The sequence below is a fragment of the Sphingopyxis sp. genome, from assembly GCF_034380315.1.
GTDB lineage: Bacteria > Pseudomonadota > Alphaproteobacteria > Sphingomonadales > Sphingomonadaceae > Sphingopyxis.
In genome coordinates, this window is sequence record NZ_JAXMPB010000007.1 from 97,624 (window position 1) to 119,388 (window position 21,765).

General features: G+C 63.7%; 22 protein-coding genes. 5 read left to right on the plus strand and 17 right to left on the minus strand.

What is annotated here, in order from left to right; genetic code table 11:
* Nucleotides 1-29: 29 nt before the first annotated feature.
* From U0S50_RS13785 to ccoN, 9 genes are read right to left on the minus strand one after another with little or no spacing between them, the layout of a single operon-like run.
* Nucleotides 30-260, minus strand: a complete 231-nt coding sequence (locus tag U0S50_RS13785; RefSeq protein ID WP_322309341.1) for a hypothetical protein — start codon at nucleotides 258-260, stop codon at nucleotides 30-32.
* The gene (ccoS, locus tag U0S50_RS13790) at nucleotides 257-412 is read right to left on the minus strand and encodes a cbb3-type cytochrome oxidase assembly protein CcoS (protein WP_322309342.1); all 156 of its coding nucleotides are present in this window, start codon (nucleotides 410-412) and stop codon (nucleotides 257-259) included. Before ccoS ends, U0S50_RS13785 begins: the two co-directional genes overlap by 4 nt.
* The gene (locus U0S50_RS13795; RefSeq protein WP_322309343.1) at nucleotides 409-2,532 is read right to left on the minus strand and encodes a copper-translocating P-type ATPase; all 2,124 of its coding nucleotides are present in this window, start codon (nucleotides 2,530-2,532) and stop codon (nucleotides 409-411) included. Before U0S50_RS13795 ends, ccoS begins: the two co-directional genes overlap by 4 nt.
* Nucleotides 2,529-2,999: a FixH family protein gene (locus U0S50_RS13800; protein ID WP_322309344.1), complete on the minus strand. Its 471-nt coding sequence runs from the start codon at nucleotides 2,997-2,999 to the stop codon at nucleotides 2,529-2,531. The genes U0S50_RS13795 and U0S50_RS13800 overlap by 4 nt, the downstream gene beginning before the upstream one ends.
* Entirely contained in the window at nucleotides 2,996-4,453 is a 1,458-nt protein-coding gene (ccoG, locus tag U0S50_RS13805) for a cytochrome c oxidase accessory protein CcoG (RefSeq protein ID WP_322309345.1), read from the minus strand. The genes U0S50_RS13800 and ccoG overlap by 4 nt, the downstream gene beginning before the upstream one ends.
* Nucleotides 4,440-5,375 carry a cytochrome-c oxidase, cbb3-type subunit III gene (gene ccoP / locus U0S50_RS13810; RefSeq protein WP_322309346.1) on the minus strand — a complete coding sequence of 312 codons (936 nt, stop codon included), beginning with the start codon at nucleotides 5,373-5,375 and terminating at the stop codon, nucleotides 4,440-4,442. Before ccoP ends, ccoG begins: the two co-directional genes overlap by 14 nt.
* Nucleotides 5,368-5,526 carry a cbb3-type cytochrome c oxidase subunit 3 gene (locus tag U0S50_RS13815; RefSeq protein WP_322309347.1) on the minus strand — a complete coding sequence of 53 codons (159 nt, stop codon included), beginning with the start codon at nucleotides 5,524-5,526 and terminating at the stop codon, nucleotides 5,368-5,370. The genes ccoP and U0S50_RS13815 overlap by 8 nt, the downstream gene beginning before the upstream one ends.
* Complete coding sequence (gene ccoO / locus U0S50_RS13820; RefSeq protein ID WP_322309348.1) at nucleotides 5,523-6,305, minus strand: cytochrome-c oxidase, cbb3-type subunit II; 783 nt, start codon at nucleotides 6,303-6,305, stop codon at nucleotides 5,523-5,525. Before ccoO ends, U0S50_RS13815 begins: the two co-directional genes overlap by 4 nt.
* A 12-nt stretch (nucleotides 6,306-6,317) precedes the next feature.
* Nucleotides 6,318-7,976, minus strand: a complete 1,659-nt coding sequence (ccoN, locus tag U0S50_RS13825) for a cytochrome-c oxidase, cbb3-type subunit I (RefSeq protein WP_322309349.1) — start codon at nucleotides 7,974-7,976, stop codon at nucleotides 6,318-6,320.
* A 167-nt stretch (nucleotides 7,977-8,143) separates the two neighbouring features.
* On the opposite strand from ccoN, the gene U0S50_RS13830 reads away from it, so the two are divergent.
* A complete protein-coding gene (locus U0S50_RS13830; RefSeq protein WP_322309350.1) occupies nucleotides 8,144-8,815 on the plus strand; it encodes an OmpW/AlkL family protein in 672 nt (223 codons plus the stop codon).
* A gap of 80 nt (nucleotides 8,816-8,895) precedes the next feature.
* On the opposite strand, the gene U0S50_RS13835 is transcribed toward U0S50_RS13830, so the two are convergent.
* The 3 genes from U0S50_RS13835 to U0S50_RS13845 form a co-directional block, all read right to left on the minus strand.
* Nucleotides 8,896-9,585 carry a Crp/Fnr family transcriptional regulator gene (locus U0S50_RS13835; RefSeq protein WP_322309351.1) on the minus strand — a complete coding sequence of 230 codons (690 nt, stop codon included), beginning with the start codon at nucleotides 9,583-9,585 and terminating at the stop codon, nucleotides 8,896-8,898.
* Between the two features lie 61 nt (nucleotides 9,586-9,646).
* Complete coding sequence (locus U0S50_RS13840; protein ID WP_322309352.1) at nucleotides 9,647-10,561, minus strand: oxygenase MpaB family protein; 915 nt, start codon at nucleotides 10,559-10,561, stop codon at nucleotides 9,647-9,649.
* 26 nt (nucleotides 10,562-10,587) lie between these two features.
* Nucleotides 10,588-13,056, minus strand: a complete 2,469-nt coding sequence (locus U0S50_RS13845; RefSeq protein WP_322309353.1) for a TonB-dependent receptor — start codon at nucleotides 13,054-13,056, stop codon at nucleotides 10,588-10,590.
* Between the two features lie 134 nt (nucleotides 13,057-13,190).
* Here U0S50_RS13845 and U0S50_RS13850 point away from each other — a divergent pair, with 134 nt between their 5' ends.
* The 4 genes from U0S50_RS13850 to U0S50_RS13865 all read left to right on the plus strand — a co-directional run bounded on the left by U0S50_RS13850 (nucleotide 13,191) and on the right by U0S50_RS13865 (nucleotide 17,428).
* Nucleotides 13,191-13,937 (plus strand): helix-turn-helix transcriptional regulator, encoded by a 747-nt coding sequence (locus tag U0S50_RS13850; protein WP_322309354.1) that lies wholly within the window; start codon nucleotides 13,191-13,193, stop codon nucleotides 13,935-13,937.
* Nucleotides 13,938-14,052: 115 nt separating this feature from the next.
* Nucleotides 14,053-14,397, plus strand: a complete 345-nt coding sequence (locus tag U0S50_RS13855) for a RidA family protein (protein ID WP_322309355.1) — start codon at nucleotides 14,053-14,055, stop codon at nucleotides 14,395-14,397.
* Nucleotides 14,398-14,465: 68 nt separating this feature from the next.
* A complete protein-coding gene (gene ggt / locus U0S50_RS13860) occupies nucleotides 14,466-16,184 on the plus strand; it encodes a gamma-glutamyltransferase (RefSeq protein ID WP_322309356.1) in 1,719 nt (572 codons plus the stop codon).
* 269 nt (nucleotides 16,185-16,453) lie between these two features.
* On the plus strand, nucleotides 16,454-17,428 hold the full coding sequence (locus U0S50_RS13865) for a sensor domain-containing diguanylate cyclase (protein ID WP_322309357.1): 975 nt from the start codon (nucleotides 16,454-16,456) through the stop codon (nucleotides 17,426-17,428).
* 96 nt (nucleotides 17,429-17,524) lie between these two features.
* Here the strand turns inward: U0S50_RS13865 and U0S50_RS13870 are convergent, their stop codons facing one another.
* Genes U0S50_RS13870 through U0S50_RS13890 form a run of 5 tightly spaced genes read right to left on the minus strand, consistent with a single transcriptional unit; the run spans nucleotide 17,525 to nucleotide 21,738 of the window.
* Entirely contained in the window at nucleotides 17,525-18,415 is an 891-nt protein-coding gene (locus tag U0S50_RS13870) for a class I SAM-dependent methyltransferase (RefSeq protein ID WP_322309358.1), read from the minus strand.
* Entirely contained in the window at nucleotides 18,408-19,805 is a 1,398-nt protein-coding gene (thrC, locus tag U0S50_RS13875; protein WP_322309359.1) for a threonine synthase, read from the minus strand. The genes U0S50_RS13870 and thrC overlap by 8 nt, the downstream gene beginning before the upstream one ends.
* A 26-nt stretch (nucleotides 19,806-19,831) precedes the next feature.
* The gene (locus U0S50_RS13880) at nucleotides 19,832-20,473 is read right to left on the minus strand and encodes an SURF1 family protein (RefSeq protein WP_416194995.1); all 642 of its coding nucleotides are present in this window, start codon (nucleotides 20,471-20,473) and stop codon (nucleotides 19,832-19,834) included.
* The gene (locus U0S50_RS13885; RefSeq protein WP_322309361.1) at nucleotides 20,466-20,903 is read right to left on the minus strand and encodes a DUF983 domain-containing protein; all 438 of its coding nucleotides are present in this window, start codon (nucleotides 20,901-20,903) and stop codon (nucleotides 20,466-20,468) included. The genes U0S50_RS13880 and U0S50_RS13885 overlap by 8 nt, the downstream gene beginning before the upstream one ends.
* On the minus strand, nucleotides 20,863-21,738 hold the full coding sequence (locus U0S50_RS13890; protein WP_322309362.1) for a cytochrome c oxidase subunit 3: 876 nt from the start codon (nucleotides 21,736-21,738) through the stop codon (nucleotides 20,863-20,865). The genes U0S50_RS13885 and U0S50_RS13890 overlap by 41 nt, the downstream gene beginning before the upstream one ends.
* Nucleotides 21,739-21,765: the final 27 nt, after the last annotated feature.

A 21,765-nucleotide genomic window follows, 5' to 3' on the forward strand; every position in this document is an offset into this window, starting at 1 on the left:
TGACCGGGATCAACGATTTGGGCCGCCTTTCAGCAGCAGCCTTTTCGGTCGCCGCCCGACTTTCCCCGGCGATCATTGATGGCGTGACAAGGCTTGGCACAATGATCGCCGTCGCCGGGCGCCGCGGGATCGGACGGGATGACGAGAAGATGCGCGGGCGTGTTGCAGCCGGGTATGATGACCACCCGCGCGCCGCCGCCCAGCGGTGCGAGAGCAAGGCCGAATGCGGCGACAAGGGAAGCGGAGCCGGCCAGCATCATGACTCCTTCTCCTCTTCTTCCTCGACAAAGATGCGCAGCGCAGCGCCGTCGAGATCGTCGAACTGCCCCTTTCGCACCGACCAGAAAAATGCCGCGAGACCGAGCAGCCCCAGCCCCAGCGCGACGGGGATCAGGAAAATCAGTCCGTTCACCGGATCGCCGCTTTCAAACGCAGGGCATTGCCCACGACGATCAGCGACGAGCCCGACATGGCCACCGCGGCAACCAGCGGCGTGACATGGCCCAATATCGCGAGCGGCACGGCAAAGACATTATAGCCGATGGCCAGAATGAAATTCTGGCGGACGATCGCCTGCGTACGGCGCGCCATGTCGATCGCCTGCACCACCGGCATCATCCGATCGCCGAGGAAGATGCAGTCGGCGGCATTTTTTCCCGCGTCGCTCGCCGACCCCGGCGCGATCGAGGCATGGCCCGCGGCGAGCGCCGGACCATCGTTCAGCCCGTCGCCGATCATCAGCACCTTGTGCCCTGCCGCCGACTGCCGCGCGATGGCCGACAATTTGTCCTGCGGGCTCATCCCCGTTTGCGCGGTCATGCCGAGTTCGCGCGCGATCGGTGCGACCGCTTCGGCACGGTCGCCCGACAGGATGGTCGGCTCGATTCCCGCCTTGCGCAGCGCGTCGATTGCAGCGCCGGCATCGGGGCGCAACCGGTCGGCGAAATGGATCGTCGCGGCCGGAACGCCGTCGATAGCCAGTTCGGTCGCGAGCGTGCTGCCAAAAAGCGGCACCTGCGGCCGGCCGAGCGAGACCTGATGCCCCCGCCATATGGCCTCGACCCCGAAGCCCGGGGTTTCGCGGATATTGTCGACCGCATCGGGCATGACGCCGCGCGCGGCAAGCTCGCGGGTCAGCGCTTCGCTCAGCGGATGGCGGCTGGCCTGCGCGAGCGCGAGCAGGAGCGGCCTTTGCATTTCGTCGACGCGGTCGAGATCGATGGCGTCGGGACGACCGAGCGTCAGCGTCCCGGTCTTGTCAATCAGCGCCCGGTCGACCTCCGCAAGCCGTTCGAGCGCCGACCCGTCCTTGATCAGCACGCCGACGCGCATCAACGCGCCCGCCGCGACGATCTGCGCCGCCGGAACCGCCAGGCCCAGAGCACAAGGACAGGTGATGATGAGCACCGCGACCGCGATCAGCAGACTGTGGTGCCAGCCCGCGCCGACCGCCATCCAGCCGATGAAGGACAGAAGCGCAAGCAGATGCACCGCCGGGGCATAAAGGCGCGCGGCGCGATCGGCGATGCGGACATAGCGCGACTTGCCCTGCGCCGCCTCTCCCATCAGCCGTGCGATGTCGGCGATGGCCGTGTCGGTCCCCGCCGCCGTCACCTTGACCCGGATCGGCGCATCGAGGTTAAGCGTCCCGGCGTGAACGCGATCATCGATGTCAGCCGCGACCGGCGCGCTTTCACCGGTCAGAAGCGAAAGGTCGATCTGGCTGGCACCGCCGACGATCAGCCCGTCGGCGGCGAGCCGCTCACCAGCCGCGACCAGCATCACCATCCCCGGTTGCAATTCGGTCGCATCGACCCAGCGGGTGGCACCGCGATCGTCGAGGACCATCGCGCCGGTGCCCATGTTGCGCAGCAGCGCCGTCACGCCGCCGCGCGCCCGGTCGCGCATCACGCTGTCGAGCCAACGGCCGCACAGCAGGAAAAAGAGCAGCATCACGACGCTGTCGAAATAGGCGTGCGGGCCGCTGGTCGCGGTTTCATACAGGCTGAGCGCGGTCGTCAGCAGCACGCCGATCGCGATCGGCACGTCCATATTGGTCTGGCGATGGCTGAGCGCGCGCCACGCCGACCGGAAAAAGGGACGCCCGGCATAGGCGACGGTCGGTATGGCGATCAGCGCCGACAGCCAGTGGAACAGGTCGCGCGTCGCGCCCGCGGCCCCGGACCAGACCGACACCGACAGCAGCATGATGTTCATCATCGCAAAGCCCGATACGGCAACCGCGCGCACGAGTTCGCGGCTGGTCGCGGCCTGGGCATCGACATCGGCAGGGCCGTCGCCGATCGGATGCGCCTCGAACCCCAGCAGCGAAAAAGCGCCGATCAGGTCCGGCATCTTCGCATCGGCTGCACAGGATAGGTGAACGCGCTTTTCGGTAAAATTGACCCGCGCCGACGCAATGCGGCTGTCGCGCACCAACCCCTGTTCCAGCTTTGCGATACAGCCGGCACAGCGGATGTCGGGCACCGCAAAGTCGCGCTCGATCAGCGCCGTGGCGGCCGCCGTTGTCATTTGAGATCGATCCGGTAACGGGCTTCGTCGGCGGCGTGACGAACGATGAAGTCGAGCCGCCAGCGGCCAGCAGGGACAGCATCGACCGAGCGCAGCGTCCCATCGGACGCGGTAACGAAACGCACGGCGACCGGTTCGGCGCGGCCTAGCGGGTGGCTGAGCGTCGCCGTCACCATCAGGCTGGTCAGCGGTCGGCCGTCCTTGCGCACCGCGAGCCGGATATGGCGATCAGCGTCCAGTGCGGCCTCTTCCTTCCAGCCGAGTTGTTCCTGCGCGGCGGCACGGTCGAGCCATTCGTTATAATGCTGGCTGGCGACATAGCTGTTTTCGACCACCTTGCCGCCGAAGGTCGACATGGCAAAGCGGGCCATGGCAAAATTGACGACGATGACCACGCCGAAAAAGGCCACGAGAATGGCCGTCATATGCCAGCCGGTAAAACGCTTTTGCTGAGGTTTGTCGGTCATTGTCCTGTTCCCGGCCGGTCGAACTGAATGGTGTCGGCATCCCCGCGGGGGTCGCCGTCGAGCCCGCGCGTCTCGATCGTGAAATCCTGTCGCGCGGGCCCCTGGCCAGGGGCCGCGACAAACAGCTTCACGCGCGTCACGCTGTCGGGGGTGAGGTCGAGGGTCAGGCGCTGCGTCGCGGTTTCGCGCGATCCCGCCTCGGTCCAAAGCTGCGCGCCGTCGAGTCCGCTGACCCCGATTTCGACCTTGCGCGGCCGTGTCTCCATATTCCGCAATTTCAGCGTGTAATTGTTACGAATATGGCCGTCCGATAGCTGGACATAAAGCGGGCTGCGTTCATGCTGAACCGCAAGGTCGAGCCGGGTCCGCTGTCCCAGCGAGAAAAGCATGGCGAGGCCGATCGCGCCCCACACGCCGAAATAGATCAGGGTCCGTGGACGCAGAAGCGTCTTGATCACCGGCTTGCCCTGGCCGCCGGTCTTTTCGACCGCGGCATCGTCGAGCGTGCAATAGTCGATCAGACCGCGCGGACGCCCGACCTGTTTCATGACGCCATCGCAGGCGTCGATGCACAAGGCGCAGGTGATACAGCCGATCTGCGGGCCTTCGCGAATATCGATCCCGGTCGGGCAAACGGCGACGCACTGGTTGCAGTCGATGCAATCGCCAAAGGCACCTGGGTGCGCCTGGGCCTTTTTGACGCTGCCGCGCGGTTCACCGCGCCAGTCCTTATATGTCACCAGCAGCGATTTTTCGTCCATCATCGCGGTCTGGATGCGCGGCCAGGGGCACATATAGATGCACACCTGTTCGCGCATGAAGCCGCCCAGAATGAAGGTCGTGGCGGTGAGAACCGCCACCGTGCCATAGGCCACGGGTGCCGCCTGCCCCGACCAGAATTGCACGGTCAGGGTCGGTGCGTCGGCAAAGTACATGATCCACGCGCCGCCGGTCCAGAAGGCAATCGTTAGGTAGATCAGATATTTGATTGTCCGTTTTGATATTTTCTCGAACGTCCAGGGGCCGTTGGCAAGACGAATCTGCGCATTGCGGTCGCCATCGACCAACCGGTCGACGTGCTGGAACAGATCGGTCCACACCGTTTGCGGACAGGCATAGCCGCACCAGGCGCGGCCAACCGCGCTGGTGACGAGGAACAGCCCGATCCCCGCCATGATGAGCAGGCCCGCGACATAGTAAAATTCATGCGGCCAGATTTCGATCTGGAACATGTAGAAGCGGCGGTTCGCAAGATCGACGAGCACCGCCTGATCGGGCGCATAGGGACCGCGATCCCAGCGTATCCACGGCGTTCCATAATAGATCGCCAGCGTAACCGCCATGACCAGCCATTTGAAACGGCGGAAGGGTCCGTCCACCTTTTTTGGATAGACGCCCTTCCGCGCTTCATAGAGCGAGGCGAGCGGCCCGGCCAGATTGTCAGGGCTGGCCATCGGCTCCCTGTCCTTCCACCGTCGGCGTAGCCGCCGCGACCGGCGCCTTCTCACCCCCGCCCAGCGAATAGACATAGGCGGTCAGCATCTTGATCGTGACGGGATCGAGGCGCGCGCCCCAACGCGGCATCACGCCGTTGCGCGGATTGTGGACCGTGGCCGTCAGGCTGGCGCGGTCGCCGCCGTAAAGCCAGATCGCATCGGTCAGTTTCGGCGCGCCGAACGCGCGGCCGCCTTCACCTGCCGCGCCGTGACAAACGGCACAATTTGCTTCGTAAAGCGCCGCACCGCGGGTTGCCGACGCGCTCGGCTTTTCTTGACCGCTGATGACGCGAATGTGGCTGACCACATCGGCGACACCGCGCGCATCGAGGATGCCGTCGCGGCCAAAGGCCGGCATCAGGCTGGTGCGCGTTTCGCCATGGTCGGGATTCCGAATGCCGTGGACGATCGTATATTCGATGCTGTCGAGATCACCGCCCCACAGCCAATCATCGTCGGTCAGGCTGGGATAGAGTTTGGAAACCCCTGCCCCGCCCGCACCGTGGCACTGGACGCAATGCACCTTGAACGCGGCGCTGCCGCCCTGCACCGCCGCCTGCATCAGTTCGGGCTTTGCGGGCAGTTCGGCAATCGGCGTCGCCGCAATGGCGTTAACGATCGGCGCGCGGCGCGCGGCATCGGCCTGCAGTTCCTTTTCCAGTTCCCCGCGGCTTGACCAACCGAGCACGCCCTCGGTCGCGCTGTTGATCATCGGCCAGGCCGGATAGAGGATCACATAGCCCAAAGCCCAGACGATGGTGGCGTAGAAGGTCCACAGCCACCAGCGCGGCATGGGGGTATCCAGTTCCTCGATACCGTCCCATTCATGGCCGACCGTGCTGGTGCCGGTCGCTTCGTCGATGCGTTTGTTGTCAGCCATGTTCGTCGTCCTTGAAGATCATGTTCGCGGCTTCTTCGTTCCGGCGGCGCGCGCCCTTGCGAAACGGCCAGGCGACCAGACACAGGAACAGCAGGGTCATGAACAGCAGCCCCCAGCTGTCCGCAAAGTGGCGAAGGTCGTTATAGTTCATGGCGCCTTCCCCTGGGGCGCGCCCGCAACCGGCGCGCGTCCCTGTTCCTGGGGCGCCGCCTTTTCAACGTCGACGAGCGTGCCGAGCATCTGGAGATAGGCGATCAGCGCGTCCATTTCGGTGATCCGCGAAGGATCGCCGTCGAAGTCGCGAACCTGCGCCTTGGGATAGCGCTTTACGATGTCGCCCGCACCAGCATCGGGATCAGCCTGTGCCTTGAGGTCGTCGTTGGCGGCGGCGATATCCGCCTTGGTATAGGGAACGCCGATCCGCGAAAGCGCGGTCAGGTCGGCGCTCATATCCCCGGCCTTGAGCTCGCGTTCCGCCAGAAAGGCATAGGGCGGCATGATCGATTCGGGGACCACGCTGCGCGGATCGATCAGATGCGCCTTGTGCCATTCATCCGAATAGCGCCCACCGACACGCGCCAGGTCGGGCCCGGTCCGCTTCGAGCCCCATTGGAACGGATGGTCGTACATGCTTTCCGCCGCCAGGCTGTAATGGCCGTAGCGTTCGACCTCGTCCCGGAACGGGCGGATCATCTGGCTGTGGCAGGTATAGCAGCCCTCGCGGATATAGATGTTGCGACCCGCGAGTTCGAGCGGGGTGTAGGGGCGCATCCCCTTCACCTTTTCGACCGTGTTGTCGATCCAGAAGAGCGGCGCGATTTCGACGATGCCGCCGATGGTGACGACGACCAGCGACAGCAGGCCGAGCAAGGTCACGTTGCGCTCGATCTTCTTGTGGCTGAAGCCCTTTTCAGCAGGTTCAGTGGCCATGTTTCGGGCTCCTTATTCGGCGGGAACGGGCGCGAGCGGGCGGTCCGCTGCGGCGTTGTAGGGCGTTTCGGTCATGGGCTTTTCCTCGCGGACCTTGCCGGCGAGCGTGGCCCACACATTGTAGATCATGATCAGGAAGCCAGCGAGGTACATCGCCCCGCCCGCCGCGCGGATCAGATACATGGGATGCATGGCCGCGACGCTTTCAGCAAAGCTGTAGACGAGGTAGCCGTCCGCCCCATATTCGCGCCACATCAGACCCTGCATGATGCCAGCGACCCACATCGACGCGGCGTAGAAAACGATGCCGACCGTCGCGAGCCAGAAGTGCCAGTTGACCATGCGCAGGCTGTAGAGACGCTGGCGACCCCACAAGCGCGGCACGAGGTAATAGACGCAGGCGAAGGTGATCATGCCGTTCCAGCCGAGCGCACCCGAGTGAACATGGCCAATGGTCCAGTCGGTATAGTGCGACATCGAGTTGACCCATTTGATCGACATCATCGGGCCTTCGAAGGTGCTCATGCCATAGAAGGCGAGCGCCATGACCATCATGCGGATGATAGGATCGGTGCGGATCTTGTCCCAGGCGCCGTTCAGCGTCATCAGGCCGTTGATCATGCCGCCCCAGCTCGGCATCCACAGCATGACCGAAAAGACCATGCCCAGCGTCTGCGCCCAGTCGGGCAGCGCGGTATAGTGAAGGTGGTGCGGACCCGCCCAGATATAGAGGAAGATCAGCGACCAGAAGTGAATGATCGACAGGCGATAGCTGTACACCGGCCGTTCGGCCTGTTTCGGAACGAAATAATACATCATCGCGAGGAAGCCCGCGGTCAGGAAGAAGCCGACCGCATTATGGCCATACCACCACTGGGTCAGCGCATCCTGTACGCCGGCAAAGACGATGTAGCTTTTCGACCCAAAGATGCTGGCGGGCAGCGTCAGGTTGTTGACGACGTGCAGCATCGCAATGGTGATGATGAAGCTGAGATAGAACCAGTTCGCGACATAGATATGCGGTTCGCGGCGCTTGACGATCGTGCCGACGAAAACGGCCAGATAGGCGACCCACACGATGGTCAGCCACAGGTCGACATACCATTCGGGTTCGGCATATTCCTTGCTCTGCGTGACGCCGAGCAGATAACCCGTCGCGGCAAGCACGATGAACAGCTGATAACCCCAGAAGACGAAGCGCGCGAGGTTCGGGAAGGCCAGCCGGGCGCGGCAGGTGCGCTGCACGACATAATAGCTGGTCGCGATGAGCGCGTTACCGCCAAAGGCGAAGATGACCGCCGAGGTGTGCAGCGGCCGCAGCCTTCCGAAAGTCGTATATTCGAAATTCAGATTGAGCGCGGGGAACGCCAACTGAAGCGCGATATAAAGACCGGCGGCCATGCCCGCGAGACCCCAGAACAGGGTCGCGATCACGCCCCAGCGGACCGGATCGTCGTCATAGACCCCCTCGTCCGCCGGCATCTTCAATATACCGCGGGCGATGCCGTCGAAATCGGCGCGCGAAACGGTCGCCCACAACGCGACAAGGCAGGCCACGGCGACAATGCCCATATGCACCGCAAACGGCGCATCAACGGCAAGTGCCGCCATCACCAGCGCTAGCAGGGTCAAGGCCAACCACCCCCCCGCCTTGAAAACCAGACTGTCCATATTCGCGAATCCCCGTTCGTCGCAGCCGCCAAGCTGCCTGGATAGAAATGCCATGGCCGCACGCGCGGCCCAGAACATTGATTTGGATCAACTTAAATATTGCGCCGCGTCAATGCGGCGATTTGTCCGCCCCCATAAAAAAATGCCATCAACTGAGGAGCAAAGCAATGAATCGCAACCATCTCTCCCTTGCCGTCCTGGCTGCCGCAATGGCTGTGCCCGGGCAGGCGGCCGCCAAGAGCGGCGACGTCAACGTCAAGCTGCTCGCGACGCTCGTCGCGCCGGACGGCAAGATCAAGGACGTCGAGCTCGATGCGATCGGCCTCCCCGCCGGCACCCAGACCAAGGCTGACGATAACGTCATTCCGACGATTGCGGTCGAATATTTCGTTGCCGATAATGTGTCGATTGAAACCATTGCGGGCGTAACCCAGCACGATGTCGTCGGGCGGGGGCCGCTGGCTGGCGCTGGCCTGGTTTCCGACGCCAAGATCGTTCCCGCGACCCTGACCGTCAAATATCATTTCGGACAGGATGGCGGCGTCCAGCCCTATGTCGGCGCGGGACCCAGCTATTTCATCTTCATCGACGAGAAACCCGGTGCAACCGCGGCAACGCTGGGCGCAACGAAGCAGAAGATGAACGACAAGTTCGGCTTTGCATTGCAGGCGGGGATCGACGTCCCGGTCAACGACAAGGGCCTGTCGGTCACTTTCGATGCCAAGCGCTATTTCCTGCGGCCGACGGCACGCTGGTTCGCGGGCAATACCGAAGTGCTGCGCACCAAGCACAAGCTGGACCCGTGGGTCATCAGCGCCGGCATCGGTTTCCGTTTCTGACCACCGGAACCTTGCGCCGGTAGCAGATCAGGGCCGGTCGTCCCCCAAGGCGGGTGTCGATCGGCCCTCAGCCACAAGCCCTAGCCGGCCAATGCCTCCATCGCCGTGCGGTCATTGATCACGATTTCGCGGCGGGACGGCAGGTCGAGAACCCCGTCGGCGCGCATCTTGGTCAGCTGGCGGCTGGTCGTTTCGATCGTCAGCCCCAATATGTCAGCGATCTGCTGGCGCCCGAACGGCAGCTCGAACGCTCCCTGACGGTCGGAATGGCACCCCAGCCCCGACAGGCGCTCCGACATTTCAAGCAGGAAGGATGCGACCTTTTCGGTTGCCGACTTGCGCCCCAGCAACATCATCCAATGCCGCGCCCGATCAAGCTCGTCGAGCGTACGGCGCAGCAGCTTCTGTTGCAGATCGGGGTGCTGCCCCGCGAATTCGTCAAAGCTGTTGCGGTTGAAGATGCAGACTTCGGCGTCGGTCATCGCCGTCACGCTGTACGGGCTTTCCTTCCCGAAAGGCCGACCGATGAAGTCCGAGGGGAAGACGACGCCCACAATCTGTTCGCGCCCGTCGGCAGCCGCAACAACCAGTTTCAGCACGCCTTCGAGAACATTGGCGACGACGGGGGCATCATCGCCTTCCCACAACAGGGTATGCCCCGCCTTGACGCGCTGGCGCCGCCCCATCTTGCCGAGCAGAATCAGCTCGTCGGGATTAAGGCTCGCACAAATGGCGCGATTGCGGACAATACAGGATGCGCAGTCAGTCACCCCGTCCGATTACCCGACGATTGGCGCATTGGGAATAGGCGGCGACGAAAAGCCCTGTCGATCAGGCGGCGGCAGCCGGTGCGCGCCCTTCCCCTCTTTGCCGCAGCAAGGCGCCTTGTTCCGCCGTCGACCGATAAAGAAAATCATAGGGCAGCCCCAAGCGCACGCACGCCTGACAAGGCGCGGATTCCCGGTCGGCCCGGCGATCGGCGAGCCGCCCCGCAAGGCCGAGCAGCAACCGGTCGATCCGGGTCAGATCATATCGCCGCCCCAACTCCAGCCGCGCCCGGACCTGCGGCGGGAGCAACGACACCGCGGCGCGCGCGACGGCGCGGTGCAGGCGCCGCGGAATCCCCGGTGCGGCGCGGCCCGATTCGATGATCTCCAGAAATTCGAAGATGATCGGGTGCGGTTCGAAGCCGGCTTCCATCGTCGCCAGCATCGCCATGAAACGATCGACCGAGGGCGGCGTCCGCCGCGCGCCGAATTCGCGGCCGATCGCATCGGCGTCGCGCAGAAAGCGATCCTTGTCGGCATCGCCGAGCCGATGCACGAAGCGGTCATAGGCCATCAGAAAGCCATAGGAGGCCGTCGCCGCGACCCAGTCGAGCAACACGGGATCGAGCGCACGATATTTATCGCCCGCCGGGGTGCCCCCCCGCACCTTGGCATGCATCCGGTTGACCTGGGCTATCGCCGCGCGGGCCTGGCTTGCCGGACCGTAGCAGGCAAGCAGGGCCACCGTGCCGGTTCGACGCGACCGGCCGATGGGATCGACCTTGTACGTCGAATGATCCCATACCCCCGACCGGATGCGCGGATCGGCGAACTCCAGCAGCACCGCCGCTATGCCGCCGATCCCGAGTGCGATCGGATTTTTATACACCCGCCATTGAACGCTGTCGGGCGCCAGCAAGGCGTCCTCTCCCGCCGGACGGGAAAAGTCGATCGCCGCGGCCGGTTCAGCGTCCCGCATGTCGCGCGCGCCCTTCGCAATCCGCCTTAGAAATCATAGCCGACAGTCAGGCCATAGGTCCGAGGCTGGTTGGCGAAACGGACGACGACATTGGCGTTGCTGGCGACCGCCGACCAATAATATTTGTCGAACAGATTCTTTGCCCACAACGACACCGACCAGCCGCTTTCGTCGCGCAATCCGACACTGGCATTGACCACGGCATAGCTGTCCACCTTGTACAGCGGCAGGTCCTCGAAAATCGTGTTCGATTTGCCTTGATAGCGGGCGCTGATTGCCCCGGTCAGATCAAGCGTGTCCGAAACCGGCGTGTCATAGGACAGCAGGATGCTGCCCTGGAACCGCGGACTGTAGATAAAGGGTGCCCCGTCGAAATTCTGCGGCTGTCCCGCGGCATTGGTGCCGTCATAATCGTCGATACGGGTTTTCAGCCACAGACCGTTGGCCGCAATGGTCACGCCGGTTACGGGACGCAGCGTCAATTCGCCCTCTATGCCATAGGCCTTTGAATCGGGAACATTGTCGAGCCGCGACAGCGCCGTGTAGATAGGGTCGGCGAAATAGGTGCTGATCTGCTTGTCCGCATAATCATAATAGAAGGCCGACAGATTGGCCTGCACCCTGCGGTCCGCCAATGTCGCCTTTACGCCGACTTCATATGCCGTCAGCTTTTCCTGCGTCACCGGCGCATTCTGCCGCGCAAGATTGGCCGCGTTGATCGGGGTCGTCCCAGATTTATAGCCGCGCGATACCGAGGCATAGATCAGCGTGTCATCGTTGGGCGACCAGTCGAGCGCGGCGCGCCACGCCAGATTATTCTCGTCGAGCAAGGAGCGCACCTCTCCGAAGTTGCCGGTTTCCGGATCGAACGTATTGCATTGCCCCTGCGAGATTTCGGGCGCGAGGACGCCATAGGTCTGAAAGTAGAGCGCCCGGTTCACGACGTTGACGTTGGGCAGCATGTTGCCGTTGAAATCGCGCGAACAGCCATTGTACCGTTGCCGGTCCTCTGTGTAGCGCAGGCCCAGGGTGAGTTTCAGTTGATCGGTGAGTTCGGCATCGGCATTGCCGAAAAGGCTCCAGGTCCGCGTACGGATGCGCCCGAAATCCTCGTAGGTCCGAAAGGCCTGGGCAAGCTGGGCCAGCGTATAGCCGCCAGAATTGAACGGCGTTCCGAGCAGCGGCGCCCCCGCCGCCCGGATCAGGCCGACATTGGCATTCTGGCCGAGCAGCGTGCGATTTGAATCAATGATCCGGTCCTTTGCATAATAAGCACCGACCAGCCATGTAACACGGCCCGCTTCGCCCTCGAGGTGGACCTCCTGCGCAAAGCTCTTGATCCGTCCCACGGTGTTTTGAAGCAGAATTTCGAATGGCGCGCCGCTCCAGTCCGACAGCGCGTCGCGCTTGAAATCATTATAGCTGGTGAGCGAGACGAATTTCATCGCATCGCCGATATCCTGATCCCATCGCAGCTTCAGACCCCAGAAACGATTGTCTTCCGCCAATGGCCCGTCGAGCCCCAGACCGGTGCCGACATCGGCCGAACGGACGGCAAGCGGTGCCCAATCGGCCTGGCTTGCGCGGGTCGGAACGTTGCCAGCGATATAAGCTGCAAGGCCGGGCGCGTTAAAGAAGCGAGAACTGCTGGTACCCGTCACCGGATCGGTTGCGGGCGTAAATCCGATCCCCTGCCCTGCCACCGTATCCGAGCGGTTCCGCCACCATGTCACCGACAGATCGAAATGAGTCCCCGGCGCCGGGTCGACCGCCAGCGATCCGCGAATGCCAAGCTTGTCCACCTGGCCCAGGCGTTCGCCGCGCGTGTTGCTGACCTGCCACCCCTTGTCGCTGTTCTCGCTGCGAAAGGCGATGCGCGCGGCGATCCCCTCGCCCAACGGGCCCGAAAGATGTCCCGCGAAATTATAGGTCTGATAATTGCCGAGATCGGCCTTTATGCTGCCTTCGAAGCGGTCGGTGGGTTTGGCCGTGATGAAATTGATCAACCCCGCCGTCGTGTTGCGACCATAAAGCGTACCCTGCGGCCCTTTCAGCACCTCGACCCGCTCGAGATCCATGACGGGCCCGGTGTTCATGATCGGATAGGCATAGGCGACCTCGTCGACATAAGTGCCGACGGTAGAGGTCGAAGACAGGTTGATCGTGTTGAAGCCGATCCCACGCAGCGTATAGGTCGGAACGCCCTGATAGCTTTGCGACACGGTGAAGCTGGGTGCCACCGCGGTCAGATCGCGAACGTCGGTGACACGCAGATTCTGAAGCGTTTCGGCATCGACCGCCTGCACCGCCATGCCGACGTCGTTGAGCGATTCCGCGCGTCGCTGTGCCGTGACGATGATGTCGGCCGGCGCGCCGTCGGTCGATTCCGCATCAGCAGCAGCAGCAGCGACTGTTTCCGCACCCATCGCCGGGACCGAAAGCGTCAAGCCGGCAGCCGTTCCGGCGAGCAGCAAATATCGAATTGCCTTCATCATCCATCCTCCCTCGATCGGCGTCACACGCACCCGTCCTTTTGCAGGCATCGCGGAAAACCGGACGGTGACAGAGGAGGCAATTGCGGTTGCCGCCGCAAGCTGGCATCTGTGACAGGATGGTGTGAGGGACAGGCGTGAACGAGGATTATAAGGCGCTGTGCTGGGCACAAATGCCCGAACTGATCGACGCGGTGCAGACGGCCGGACAGGCTCTCGGCATGCCCTATATCGCTGCACAGGCGGACCTGGGCGACCCGGAGCCGATGGCCGACGCCGAAGGACGCCCCTATGCCGCATCGACCTTTCAGTGGATCGACCCGTCGCACCAATATTGGCGGGACCGGAAACTTGCGCTGCACATCGCCTTTCTGACCGCCGCCCGGCTGGTCGCGGAGCCGTTTTTCTATGCCGATGGCCGCTTGCGAAGCTGGCGTCCCACCGCGCTGCTCGACGCGGTGGACTGCACGCAAGCCAAGGAAAGTCCGCATCTGGGCGAAGCGATCATCGCCCCCGTCCACTTGCCCCGCGGTCTGATCGGCGCGGTCGTGTGGTGCTCACGCGAAGCGGTGGGCGTCGAGGCATCGTTCGCGGAGCACGCCGAAGGATTGCATTGCCTGGCCATGCGACTGGTTGCGACCCACAATGAAGCCCGGGGGCGCCCACGCAACGCGACAGTGCCGCAGCGTCTGACCCGGCGCGAAGTCCAGTGTCTGCGCTGGGCGGCGGCGGGGAAAACCGACGGCGAAATCGGCATCATCCTGTCGCTGTCGGTATCGACGGTGCGATTCCATTTGCGCAACGCGGCCGCCAAGCTTGGTGCGACGGGGCGCGCCCAGTCGATCCAGTTGGCGGCCGGGCTGGGCTTCGTCGGAGCCGCCTGACCCGTCGCGCCCCGCCCATAACCCCAGCCTATGACACGGCAAGCGATTTGACTTTGGCGCGGCCACGCGCGCGCCATATCGTCGCGCGCCCTTATCCAGCCTTCGAGGAATTGCCATGTCCGCTCCGCCCCTTTCCGCCGCCCGCACCGCCGGTTCGCTGGTCTTCACCTCTGGCCAGCTGGCACGCGGCGGCGACGGCGCCATCGTTCCCGGTGGAATCGAGGCCCAGGCCGAACAGGCGCTCGCCAATCTGGTCAGAGTGCTGGAAGCAGAGGGCTGCAAGCCAAATGATGTGGTCAAGGTCACGGCCTGGCTGACCGATCCGTCGTTCGGCGCGGCGTTCAACGCCGCCTATTGCCGGATATTCGGCGCCCCCTATCCGGCCCGATCGACCGTGGTATCGGCCCTTCTCGCACCCGGCGCACTGGTAGAGATCGAAGCCATCGCCGTTCGCCCCTGACGCCATCCTTGTCATCGCGGCAGCGCGGTGAAAGCATGACGCCCCGACACCCCCGTGAAAGAATGCCCATGACCGTTCGCCGCCTGATCGCATCCGCCCTGGCGTTGGCGCTGACCCTTCCCGCCCCGCTGGCCGCGCAGAGCCGCCACCTGCTGGAATATCCGTCGGTTCATTCACCGACGGTCGGAACGCGCGGCATGGTCGTCAGCCAGAATGCGATCGCCAGCGAAGTCGGGGCTCGCATCCTGCGCGAGGGCGGCAATGCAGTCGATGCGGCGATAGCCGTCGGCTTCGCGCTTGCCGTCACCCTTCCCCGCGCGGGCAATATCGGCGGCGACGGCTTCATGACGCTTTATGACGCCGCAAGCGGTCAAGTGCGGGTGATCGATTTCCGAAGCGTCGCACCCGGCGCCGCCACCCCCGCGATGTTCGTCGACGAAAAGGGCAAGGAACGCGACGTCGCCAACTATGGCTATCTTTCCGCCGCGGTCCCCGGGACCGTTGCGGGATTTGATCATGCACACCGCAAATGGGGCAAAATGCCGTGGGCCGATCTGGTCGCCCCCGCCATCACCCTGGCACGCGGCGGCGTCCGCCTGACCGCCGACGAAGCTTTTGTCTTCAGTTGGGGCAAGGATCGGCTGTCGAAAAGCGCATCGGGCAAGGCGACATTCTACAAGGCCGACGGCGGCCTCTATGCCAAGGACGAGCTGTTGAAGCAGCCCGACCTCGCCTGGACGCTGGAACAGGTCGCAAAGCATCGTGCCGACGGTTTTTACAAGGGGCCGGTCGCCGCCCGCATCGCCGCCGACATGCGAGCGCACGGGGGCCTGATCACCACCACCGACCTTGCCGCCTATCGCGCTGTCGAACGGGCACCGCTGGTCGGCAGCTATCGCGGCCACGCCATCTACACCAGCCCGCCGGCCAGCGCGGGCGGTGCAACGATGCTCAACATCCTCAATCAGCTCGAACATTTCGACATCAAGGCGATGGGCGCCAATAGCGCCGCTTCGCTGCACATCATGGCGGAAGCGATGAAGCTGGGCTATGTCGACCGTTACCGCGCCCTCGGCGACCCCGCCTTCGTTACCGCGCCGGTCAAAGGCTTTATCTCGAAAGAATATGCCGCCGAGCGCGCCAAGCTGATCGACCCGGCGCGCGCCAAGCCGATGGACGCCATGCCCTTTGGCGACCCGCTGAAATATGAAAGCCCATCGACCACCCATTTTTCGATCTCGGACGCCTCGGGCAACGCAGTCTCGGTCACCTATACGCTGGGTTCCGATTTCGGATCGGGCGTGGTCGCCGCAGGCACCGGGGTATTGTTCAACAACCAGATGAACAATTTCAGTCACGAACAAGCCTGGGAAGCCCGCCGCGACGGCACGCCGCCGCCGCTCAATGCGCTCGCCCCTGGCAAGCGCATGCTGTCCACCCAGATGCCGACCATCGTGATGAAGGACGGCAAGCCCTGGCTGATCACGGGAACCCCCGGCGGCAGCACCATCATCACTTCGGTCGTCCAACTGGTCGTCAACATGATCGATCACGGAATGAATGTCGCCGAAGCCACGCACCAGCCGCGCATCTATCAGGGTGCGACCGACGCACTGCGCGTCGAGCCCAATTTCAACCCCGATACGGTCGCGGCCCTGAAAGCGATGGGCCACCCGATCACCAGCGACGAAACAATGGGCAGCGCCCAGTCGATCATGATCGAAAAGGGGCTGTTTCTGGGCGCCGCCGATCCGCGTCGGCCGGGCGCGCTGGCCGTCGAACCCTGATCGCGGCAGCGGTTGCACGCAGCGGATCATAGCGCTTGTGCCAAGGTTCCATCCATAATCGATGAAACTGTCGCCACCGCCCTTAAAATGTGAAGATTGCGCCCGTTAACTGTCGCATGACCACAAAAGCGACATCAACACATGAGCCGGTAGGGCGGCTTCTGGATTGGCTGGGGTTTCGCGGCTCGCGAAGCGACGCCCCTAATGAAGCGCACGCGCCACCCAGCGGGCGGAGTCCCCGCCGCCTGTCGCACGAAGCGCGCAAGGAATTGGCGGAGACCATCACCGCTTTCCTGCTCGACCATGATCTTGATATTTCGGCGTCCAACCTGACGGTCGCCCACGCCGCCTTTTCAGGCGCCAGCCCCCGGCTCGCGCGGCGTATCGCCGCCCGCCTGCACGCGGGCGAGCCCATTACCCAGCAATGGCTGGACGAGGTATCCTCTGAAGAGGTCGCCGGACCGAACCAGGCCGACCTTGAACAGTTGATGACCCGCCTCGAAACCAATCTCGATTCCTTTCAGACGCACACCAAGGCCGCGCGCCGCGTCACCACCGACTATGGCACCGAACTCGAACAGCATGTTTCCGATCTTGAGGAAATTCAGGAAACCGGGCGGATCGTGTCCAACCTCGCCGGCCTTGCCCGCGCGATGCTCGAGCGCACGCGCAAGGCCGAAGCGGAAATGCGCAAGAGCGAGGAAGAGGCAAAGGCGCTGCGCCGCAGTCTGGCGCGCGCCAAGCGCGACGCCGAGATCGACCATCTGACCGGCCTGCCCAACCGCCGCGCGTTCGAAACCCTGCTCGACCAGCATTACGCCGAAGCCCGCTCCGCATGCGAACCGCTGAGCGTTGCCTTTTGCGACATCGACGAGTTTAAGCGGGTCAACGACGTCCATGGCCATGAAGCCGGGGACCGCGTCATCAAGCTGATCGCGGACACGCTGGCCAAGATTTCCAACGACCATTGCCATGTCGCGCGCCATGGCGGCGAAGAGTTCGTCATGCTGTTCCGGGGGCTGGCACCCAGCGAAGCCGCATCAAAGCTCGACAGTGCCCGCGAAGGACTGGCAAACCGCAAACTGATCAACCGCAAGACCGACGAGCCCTTTGGGCGCATTACCTTTTCCGGCGGGGTGGCCGATGTCTTTGGTTATGACGACGCCCGATCGGCGCTGAAAGCCGCCGACGACGCCCTATACCGGGCCAAGGAAGGCGGACGGAACCGCATCGAGCTGGCGTGAACCGCCGGCGCCCGAACGGCGCCGGATCCGATTATCGAGGGGGGATGTTGCGGGTGGTCGGCATGGCGCTGGCCGCCCGCAATGATTCTGGCCGGGTCAGCGGTGCCAGCGAGCAAAGATGGCCGTGGGCAATAACAGCCCCCGCGCCTCTTCGCGCACGGCAAGTTCGCCGCATTCAACCTGGCCCGGCAAATCGGCGAAAAGCTGCGCCAGAAGCTCGCCGATCGCGAGCGCCGACATGCGGACCGCATAGACGGTCAGGAACAGCGCGCGGCTGTCGGCGTCGAGCAATTGTCGGCAATCGGCGAGCAAGGGGGCGAGCCCCTCTTCCAATTGCCAACGCTCATTATTGGGGCCGCGCCCGAATTTCGGCGGGTCGAGCAGGATCGCGTCATAGCGCCGCCCCCGCCGCACCTCGCGAGCGGTGAACTTTCCGGCATCATCGACGATCCAGCGGATCGGCCGTTCCGCCATTCCGGCGAGCGCAGCATTGTCACGCGCCTGGGCCACCGACTTCTTTGACGCATCGACATGCGTGACCGACGCCCCAGCGGCCGCAAGCGCCTGGCTGCCGACCCCGGTGTAGCCGAACAGGTTCAAAAATGCCGGTTCAGGCTTGTCAGCGACCTGCCCGCGCAACCAGTCCCAGACCGGGGCCATGTCGGGGAAAAAGCCCAAATGGCGAAAGGGCGTACAGCTGGCGGTAAATTGCGCCTCGCGCCAGGCGAGCGGCCAACCTTCCGGCGGAACCGGTTTGTTGAAATACCAGCGCCCGCCGCCATCCTCGTCCGAGGCCGGAATGAACTCGCCATCGGCGGCGTCCCAGTCACCGGCCGGCAGCGCCGGCTGCCACATCGCCTGCGGTTCGGGACGGATGAAACGATAGCGGCCATAGCGTTCAAGCTTCCGCCCCCCGCCACTGTCGATGAGGCCATAATCGTCCCAGGCCTCCCCCACCAGGGTCGCCAGGGGAAGAAGGTCAGCCACGGCGGGCCACCGCCAATATATGAGCCTTTACCGCGTCATAATCGCCGGGCAGCTTTTCATAGCGTTCCTCGCGATCGAACAAATTGCCGAGACGTGCGGGAAGCGTCGGGCGCACGCCGGTCGCACGTTCCACCGCCTCGCGGAATTTGGCCGGATGGGCCGTCGCCAGGGTAACAACCGGAATATCGGCATCGACGTCGCAAAGCCGCGCGGCGGCAAGGCCGACGGCGCTGTGCGGATCGATGATCTGGCCGCCATGTTCCTGCGCCCAGCGAAGCGCCAGGGCCATCTGGTCGCCGTCGATGCTGGCGCTCGAAAACAAGGTCGCAGCACCTGACAGCATGTCGGCTGGAATGGTCATCGCGCGGCTGGCATCGAATTCAGCCATCATGCGGGCAATCGCACCGCCATCGCGCCCCGACAGATCGAACAGCAGGCGTTCGAAATTGCTGCTGACCTGGATGTCCATGCTGGGCGTCGCCGTGGGCGTCACCGTGCCGGCGCTGTAATCCCCGCTCGACAGGGCGCGGTGGAGGATGTCGTTGACATTGGTTGCGACGATCAGCCGCGCGACGGGCAGCCCCATCTGCGCCGCGACATTGCCCGCGAACACATCGCCGAAATTGCCGGTCGGGACGCTGAACGCAATTTGCCGGTCCGGCGCGCCAAGCCGAACGGCGGCATAGAAATAATAGACGACCTGCGCCATCAGCCGCGCCCAATTGATGCTGTTCACCGCCGACAGGGTCAAGGCATCGCGCGCCTCGGCATCGCCGAACAGGCGTTTCACCATCGCCTGCGCATCGTCGAAGCTGCCGTCGATCGCGATATTGTGGACGTTGGGGGCGAGCACCGTCGTCATCTGGCGACGCTGGACATCGCTGACCCGCCCTTCGGGGTGGAGCATGAAAATGCGAATATGTTCGCGCCCGGCGACCGCCTCGATCGCCGCCGACCCGGTATCGCCCGAGGTCGCACCGACGATCGTGATATCGGTATCGCCGCCGCTGAGAAATTTCTCGAACAGCTGTCCAAGAAGCTGGAGCGCGACATCCTTGAACGCCAGCGTCGGACCGTGGAACAGTTCGAGCAGCCAGTGGCGATGGTCGAGCTGGACCAGCGGGGTGATCGCATCATGGCTGAAGCGGCCATAGGCGGCCCGGCACAGGTGGCGCAGCTCGTCTTCGGACAAGGCGCCCGCGACGAAGGGCGTCATTACGCGAACCGCCGTTTCAACATAATCGAGGCCGGCGAGCGAACGAATTTCGTCGGCCGACATTTGCGGCCAACGGGCCGGGACATACAGCCCACCGTCGCCAGCGAGACCGGCAAGTGTGGCGGCACGAAAGTCGAGGGTCGGCGCGGAGCCGCGAGTGCTGATATAATCCATGACGGAATGCGCCTAGCGGCGGCAGGTCAAGGCCGCAAGCGGCGGCGCACCGCCAGGATGTAGATCGCAAGGGCCGCAACCGCGAACAGGAACCACTGCCCGGCATAGGCGAGATGATTATTCGGCGTATCGGCGGCCGATGGGACCGCACTCGGCCGCAGCCCGGCAACCGGGGCATCGGCGACCAGCATCGCACGCGCGGCGACCGCCTTGCCCGCCAATCGCTGGATCAGCGTGGGCTGTTCCGGTCCCGGCACGATGGTTCCAGCGACGACGCCGCCCTTCCACTCCGGCGTTTTGAAATCATCGGCGGTACCGACATCGATCAACACCCCGGGCCCCTCCGCACCGGTACGGCAATCGGCGATCATCCGGATGCCCGTCCGCCCTCGCCGATCGCTGCCGCCGCGCGGATCCCAGCGGACGACCTCCAGGCACACGACGCTGCTCTTGCGATAGAGCATGGCATTGGGGACTGGCGGAAGCTTGGGATAGGCGACCGGCGACGGCATCGCCATGTTGCGGGCATATAGCGCAATCAGCGCCTCCTTTTCCGACTTGCGCTGCAATTGCCAAACGCCGAGCGCGATCATGATCGCCACCGCCGCGAGAACAAGCAATGTCGGGACCAACGGCCAGCGCGGCCTGGTGTCTGCCACCTCAGTCATCATCGTCTTTCATCGCTCGCCCCTCGGTGGCCTGTCGCTGATGCTCGCTCGCCAGCAGCGCGCCCTTGCCGAGACGCAGGCCATACACCACCGCCGCCGCGGTCAACGGCACCCAGAGCAGAATATGCACCCAGAGCGGCGGCTGAACCGCGAAATCGAGAAACAGCGCGCATATGATCAGCAGTGCGCCGATAATCAGCGTTAGGAAGGCCGCGGGCCCATCCCCGACATTATAGCGGCCATAGTCGAGGCCGCAGGCATCGCAGCGCTCGCTAAATTTGATCGGCCCGTCGAACAAGGTCGGGGCGCCGCATTCGGGGCAAAGGCCAAAAAGGGCAGCGCGCCATATTGGCGGCTGCCCCTTTTGCGGATGTTCGGCAGGTGCCAATTTAGTGCGCGGCGATCGGTGCGCCCCAGCCGCCCCACACATAGATGATGATGAAAAGGAACAGCCACACGACGTCAACGAAGTGCCAGTACCAGGCAGCGGCCTCGAAACCGAAATGCTGCTTGGGCGTGAAATGCCCCTTGTACGCGCGAACCAGGCAAACGATCAGGAAGATCGTGCCGACCAACACGTGGAAACCGTGGAAGCCGGTCGCCATGTAAAAGGCCGAGCTATAGTTGCTGCCGCCAAAACCCCAGGGCGCATGGATATATTCATAAGCCTGGATCGCCGAGAAGACGACGCCGAGGATGATGGTCGCCCAAAGGCCCTTTTTAAGCCCGTCACGGTCGCCGTGGATCAGCGCGTGATGCGCCCAGGTGATGGTCGTGCCCGAGCAAAGCAGGATCAGCGTATTGAGCAGCGGCAGCGAGAAGGGGTCGATGACTTCCATGCCCTTCGGCGGCCACTGGGTGATCGCGTCCGCGCCTTCCTGGCCGAAAAGCGACGTGATGGCGCCGTCCGCATATTCGATCGGAACCGGGAACAGCGAGAAATCGAACCACGCCCAGAACCAGCCGACGAAGAACATGACTTCCGACGCGATGAATAGGATCATGCCATAGCGCAGGTGAAGCTGAACCACCGGAGTATGGTCGCCCGCATGGGCTTCCTTGATCACGTCGCCCCACCAGCTGAAGAAGGTGAGAATCACGCCCATGAAACCAAGGCCGAGAACCCACTTTCCGGCTGCGCCGAAATAATCCTCGTGCATGTACATCACGAGACCGAAGAACATCACCATCGCGGCGAGCGAGCCGATCAACGGCCAGACGCTGGGATTTACGAGGTGGTAGTCATGATTTTTGGCACCGGCCATGTCACTGTTCCCGTTTTCTGCCCCAGC

What these genes read in the sequence shown, in the direction of transcription:
- U0S50_RS13880 (WP_416194995.1), bottom strand. Translation starts at nt 20,473, where the DNA reads ATGACTGAGGTGGCAGACACCAGGCCGCGCTGGCCGTTGGTCCCGACA.
- U0S50_RS13890 (WP_322309362.1), bottom strand. Translation starts at nt 21,738, where the DNA reads ATGGCCGGTGCCAAAAATCATGACTACCACCTCGTAAATCCCAGCGTC.
- U0S50_RS13800 (WP_322309344.1), bottom strand. Translation starts at nt 2,999, where the DNA reads ATGACCGACAAACCTCAGCAAAAGCGTTTTACCGGCTGGCATATGACG.
- ccoO (WP_322309348.1), bottom strand. Translation starts at nt 6,305, where the DNA reads ATGGCCACTGAACCTGCTGAAAAGGGCTTCAGCCACAAGAAGATCGAG.
- U0S50_RS13845 (WP_322309353.1), bottom strand. Translation starts at nt 13,056, where the DNA reads ATGATGAAGGCAATTCGATATTTGCTGCTCGCCGGAACGGCTGCCGGC.
- ccoN (WP_322309349.1), bottom strand. Translation starts at nt 7,976, where the DNA reads ATGGACAGTCTGGTTTTCAAGGCGGGGGGGTGGTTGGCCTTGACCCTG.
- ccoG (WP_322309345.1), bottom strand. Translation starts at nt 4,453, where the DNA reads ATGGCCAGCCCTGACAATCTGGCCGGGCCGCTCGCCTCGCTCTATGAA.
- U0S50_RS13795 (WP_322309343.1), bottom strand. Translation starts at nt 2,532, where the DNA reads ATGACAACGGCGGCCGCCACGGCGCTGATCGAGCGCGACTTTGCGGTG.
- U0S50_RS13855 (WP_322309355.1), top strand. Translation starts at nt 14,053, where the DNA reads ATGTCCGCTCCGCCCCTTTCCGCCGCCCGCACCGCCGGTTCGCTGGTC.
- U0S50_RS13830 (WP_322309350.1), top strand. Translation starts at nt 8,144, where the DNA reads ATGAATCGCAACCATCTCTCCCTTGCCGTCCTGGCTGCCGCAATGGCT.
- thrC (WP_322309359.1), bottom strand. Translation starts at nt 19,805, where the DNA reads ATGGATTATATCAGCACTCGCGGCTCCGCGCCGACCCTCGACTTTCGT.
- U0S50_RS13785 (WP_322309341.1), bottom strand. Translation starts at nt 260, where the DNA reads ATGATGCTGGCCGGCTCCGCTTCCCTTGTCGCCGCATTCGGCCTTGCT.
- U0S50_RS13840 (WP_322309352.1), bottom strand. Translation starts at nt 10,561, where the DNA reads ATGCGGGACGCTGAACCGGCCGCGGCGATCGACTTTTCCCGTCCGGCG.
- ccoP (WP_322309346.1), bottom strand. Translation starts at nt 5,375, where the DNA reads ATGGCTGACAACAAACGCATCGACGAAGCGACCGGCACCAGCACGGTC.
- ggt (WP_322309356.1), top strand. Translation starts at nt 14,466, where the DNA reads ATGACCGTTCGCCGCCTGATCGCATCCGCCCTGGCGTTGGCGCTGACC.
- U0S50_RS13815 (WP_322309347.1), bottom strand. Translation starts at nt 5,526, where the DNA reads ATGAACTATAACGACCTTCGCCACTTTGCGGACAGCTGGGGGCTGCTG.
- U0S50_RS13885 (WP_322309361.1), bottom strand. Translation starts at nt 20,903, where the DNA reads ATGTGTGGGGCGGCTGGGGCGCACCGATCGCCGCGCACTAAATTGGCA.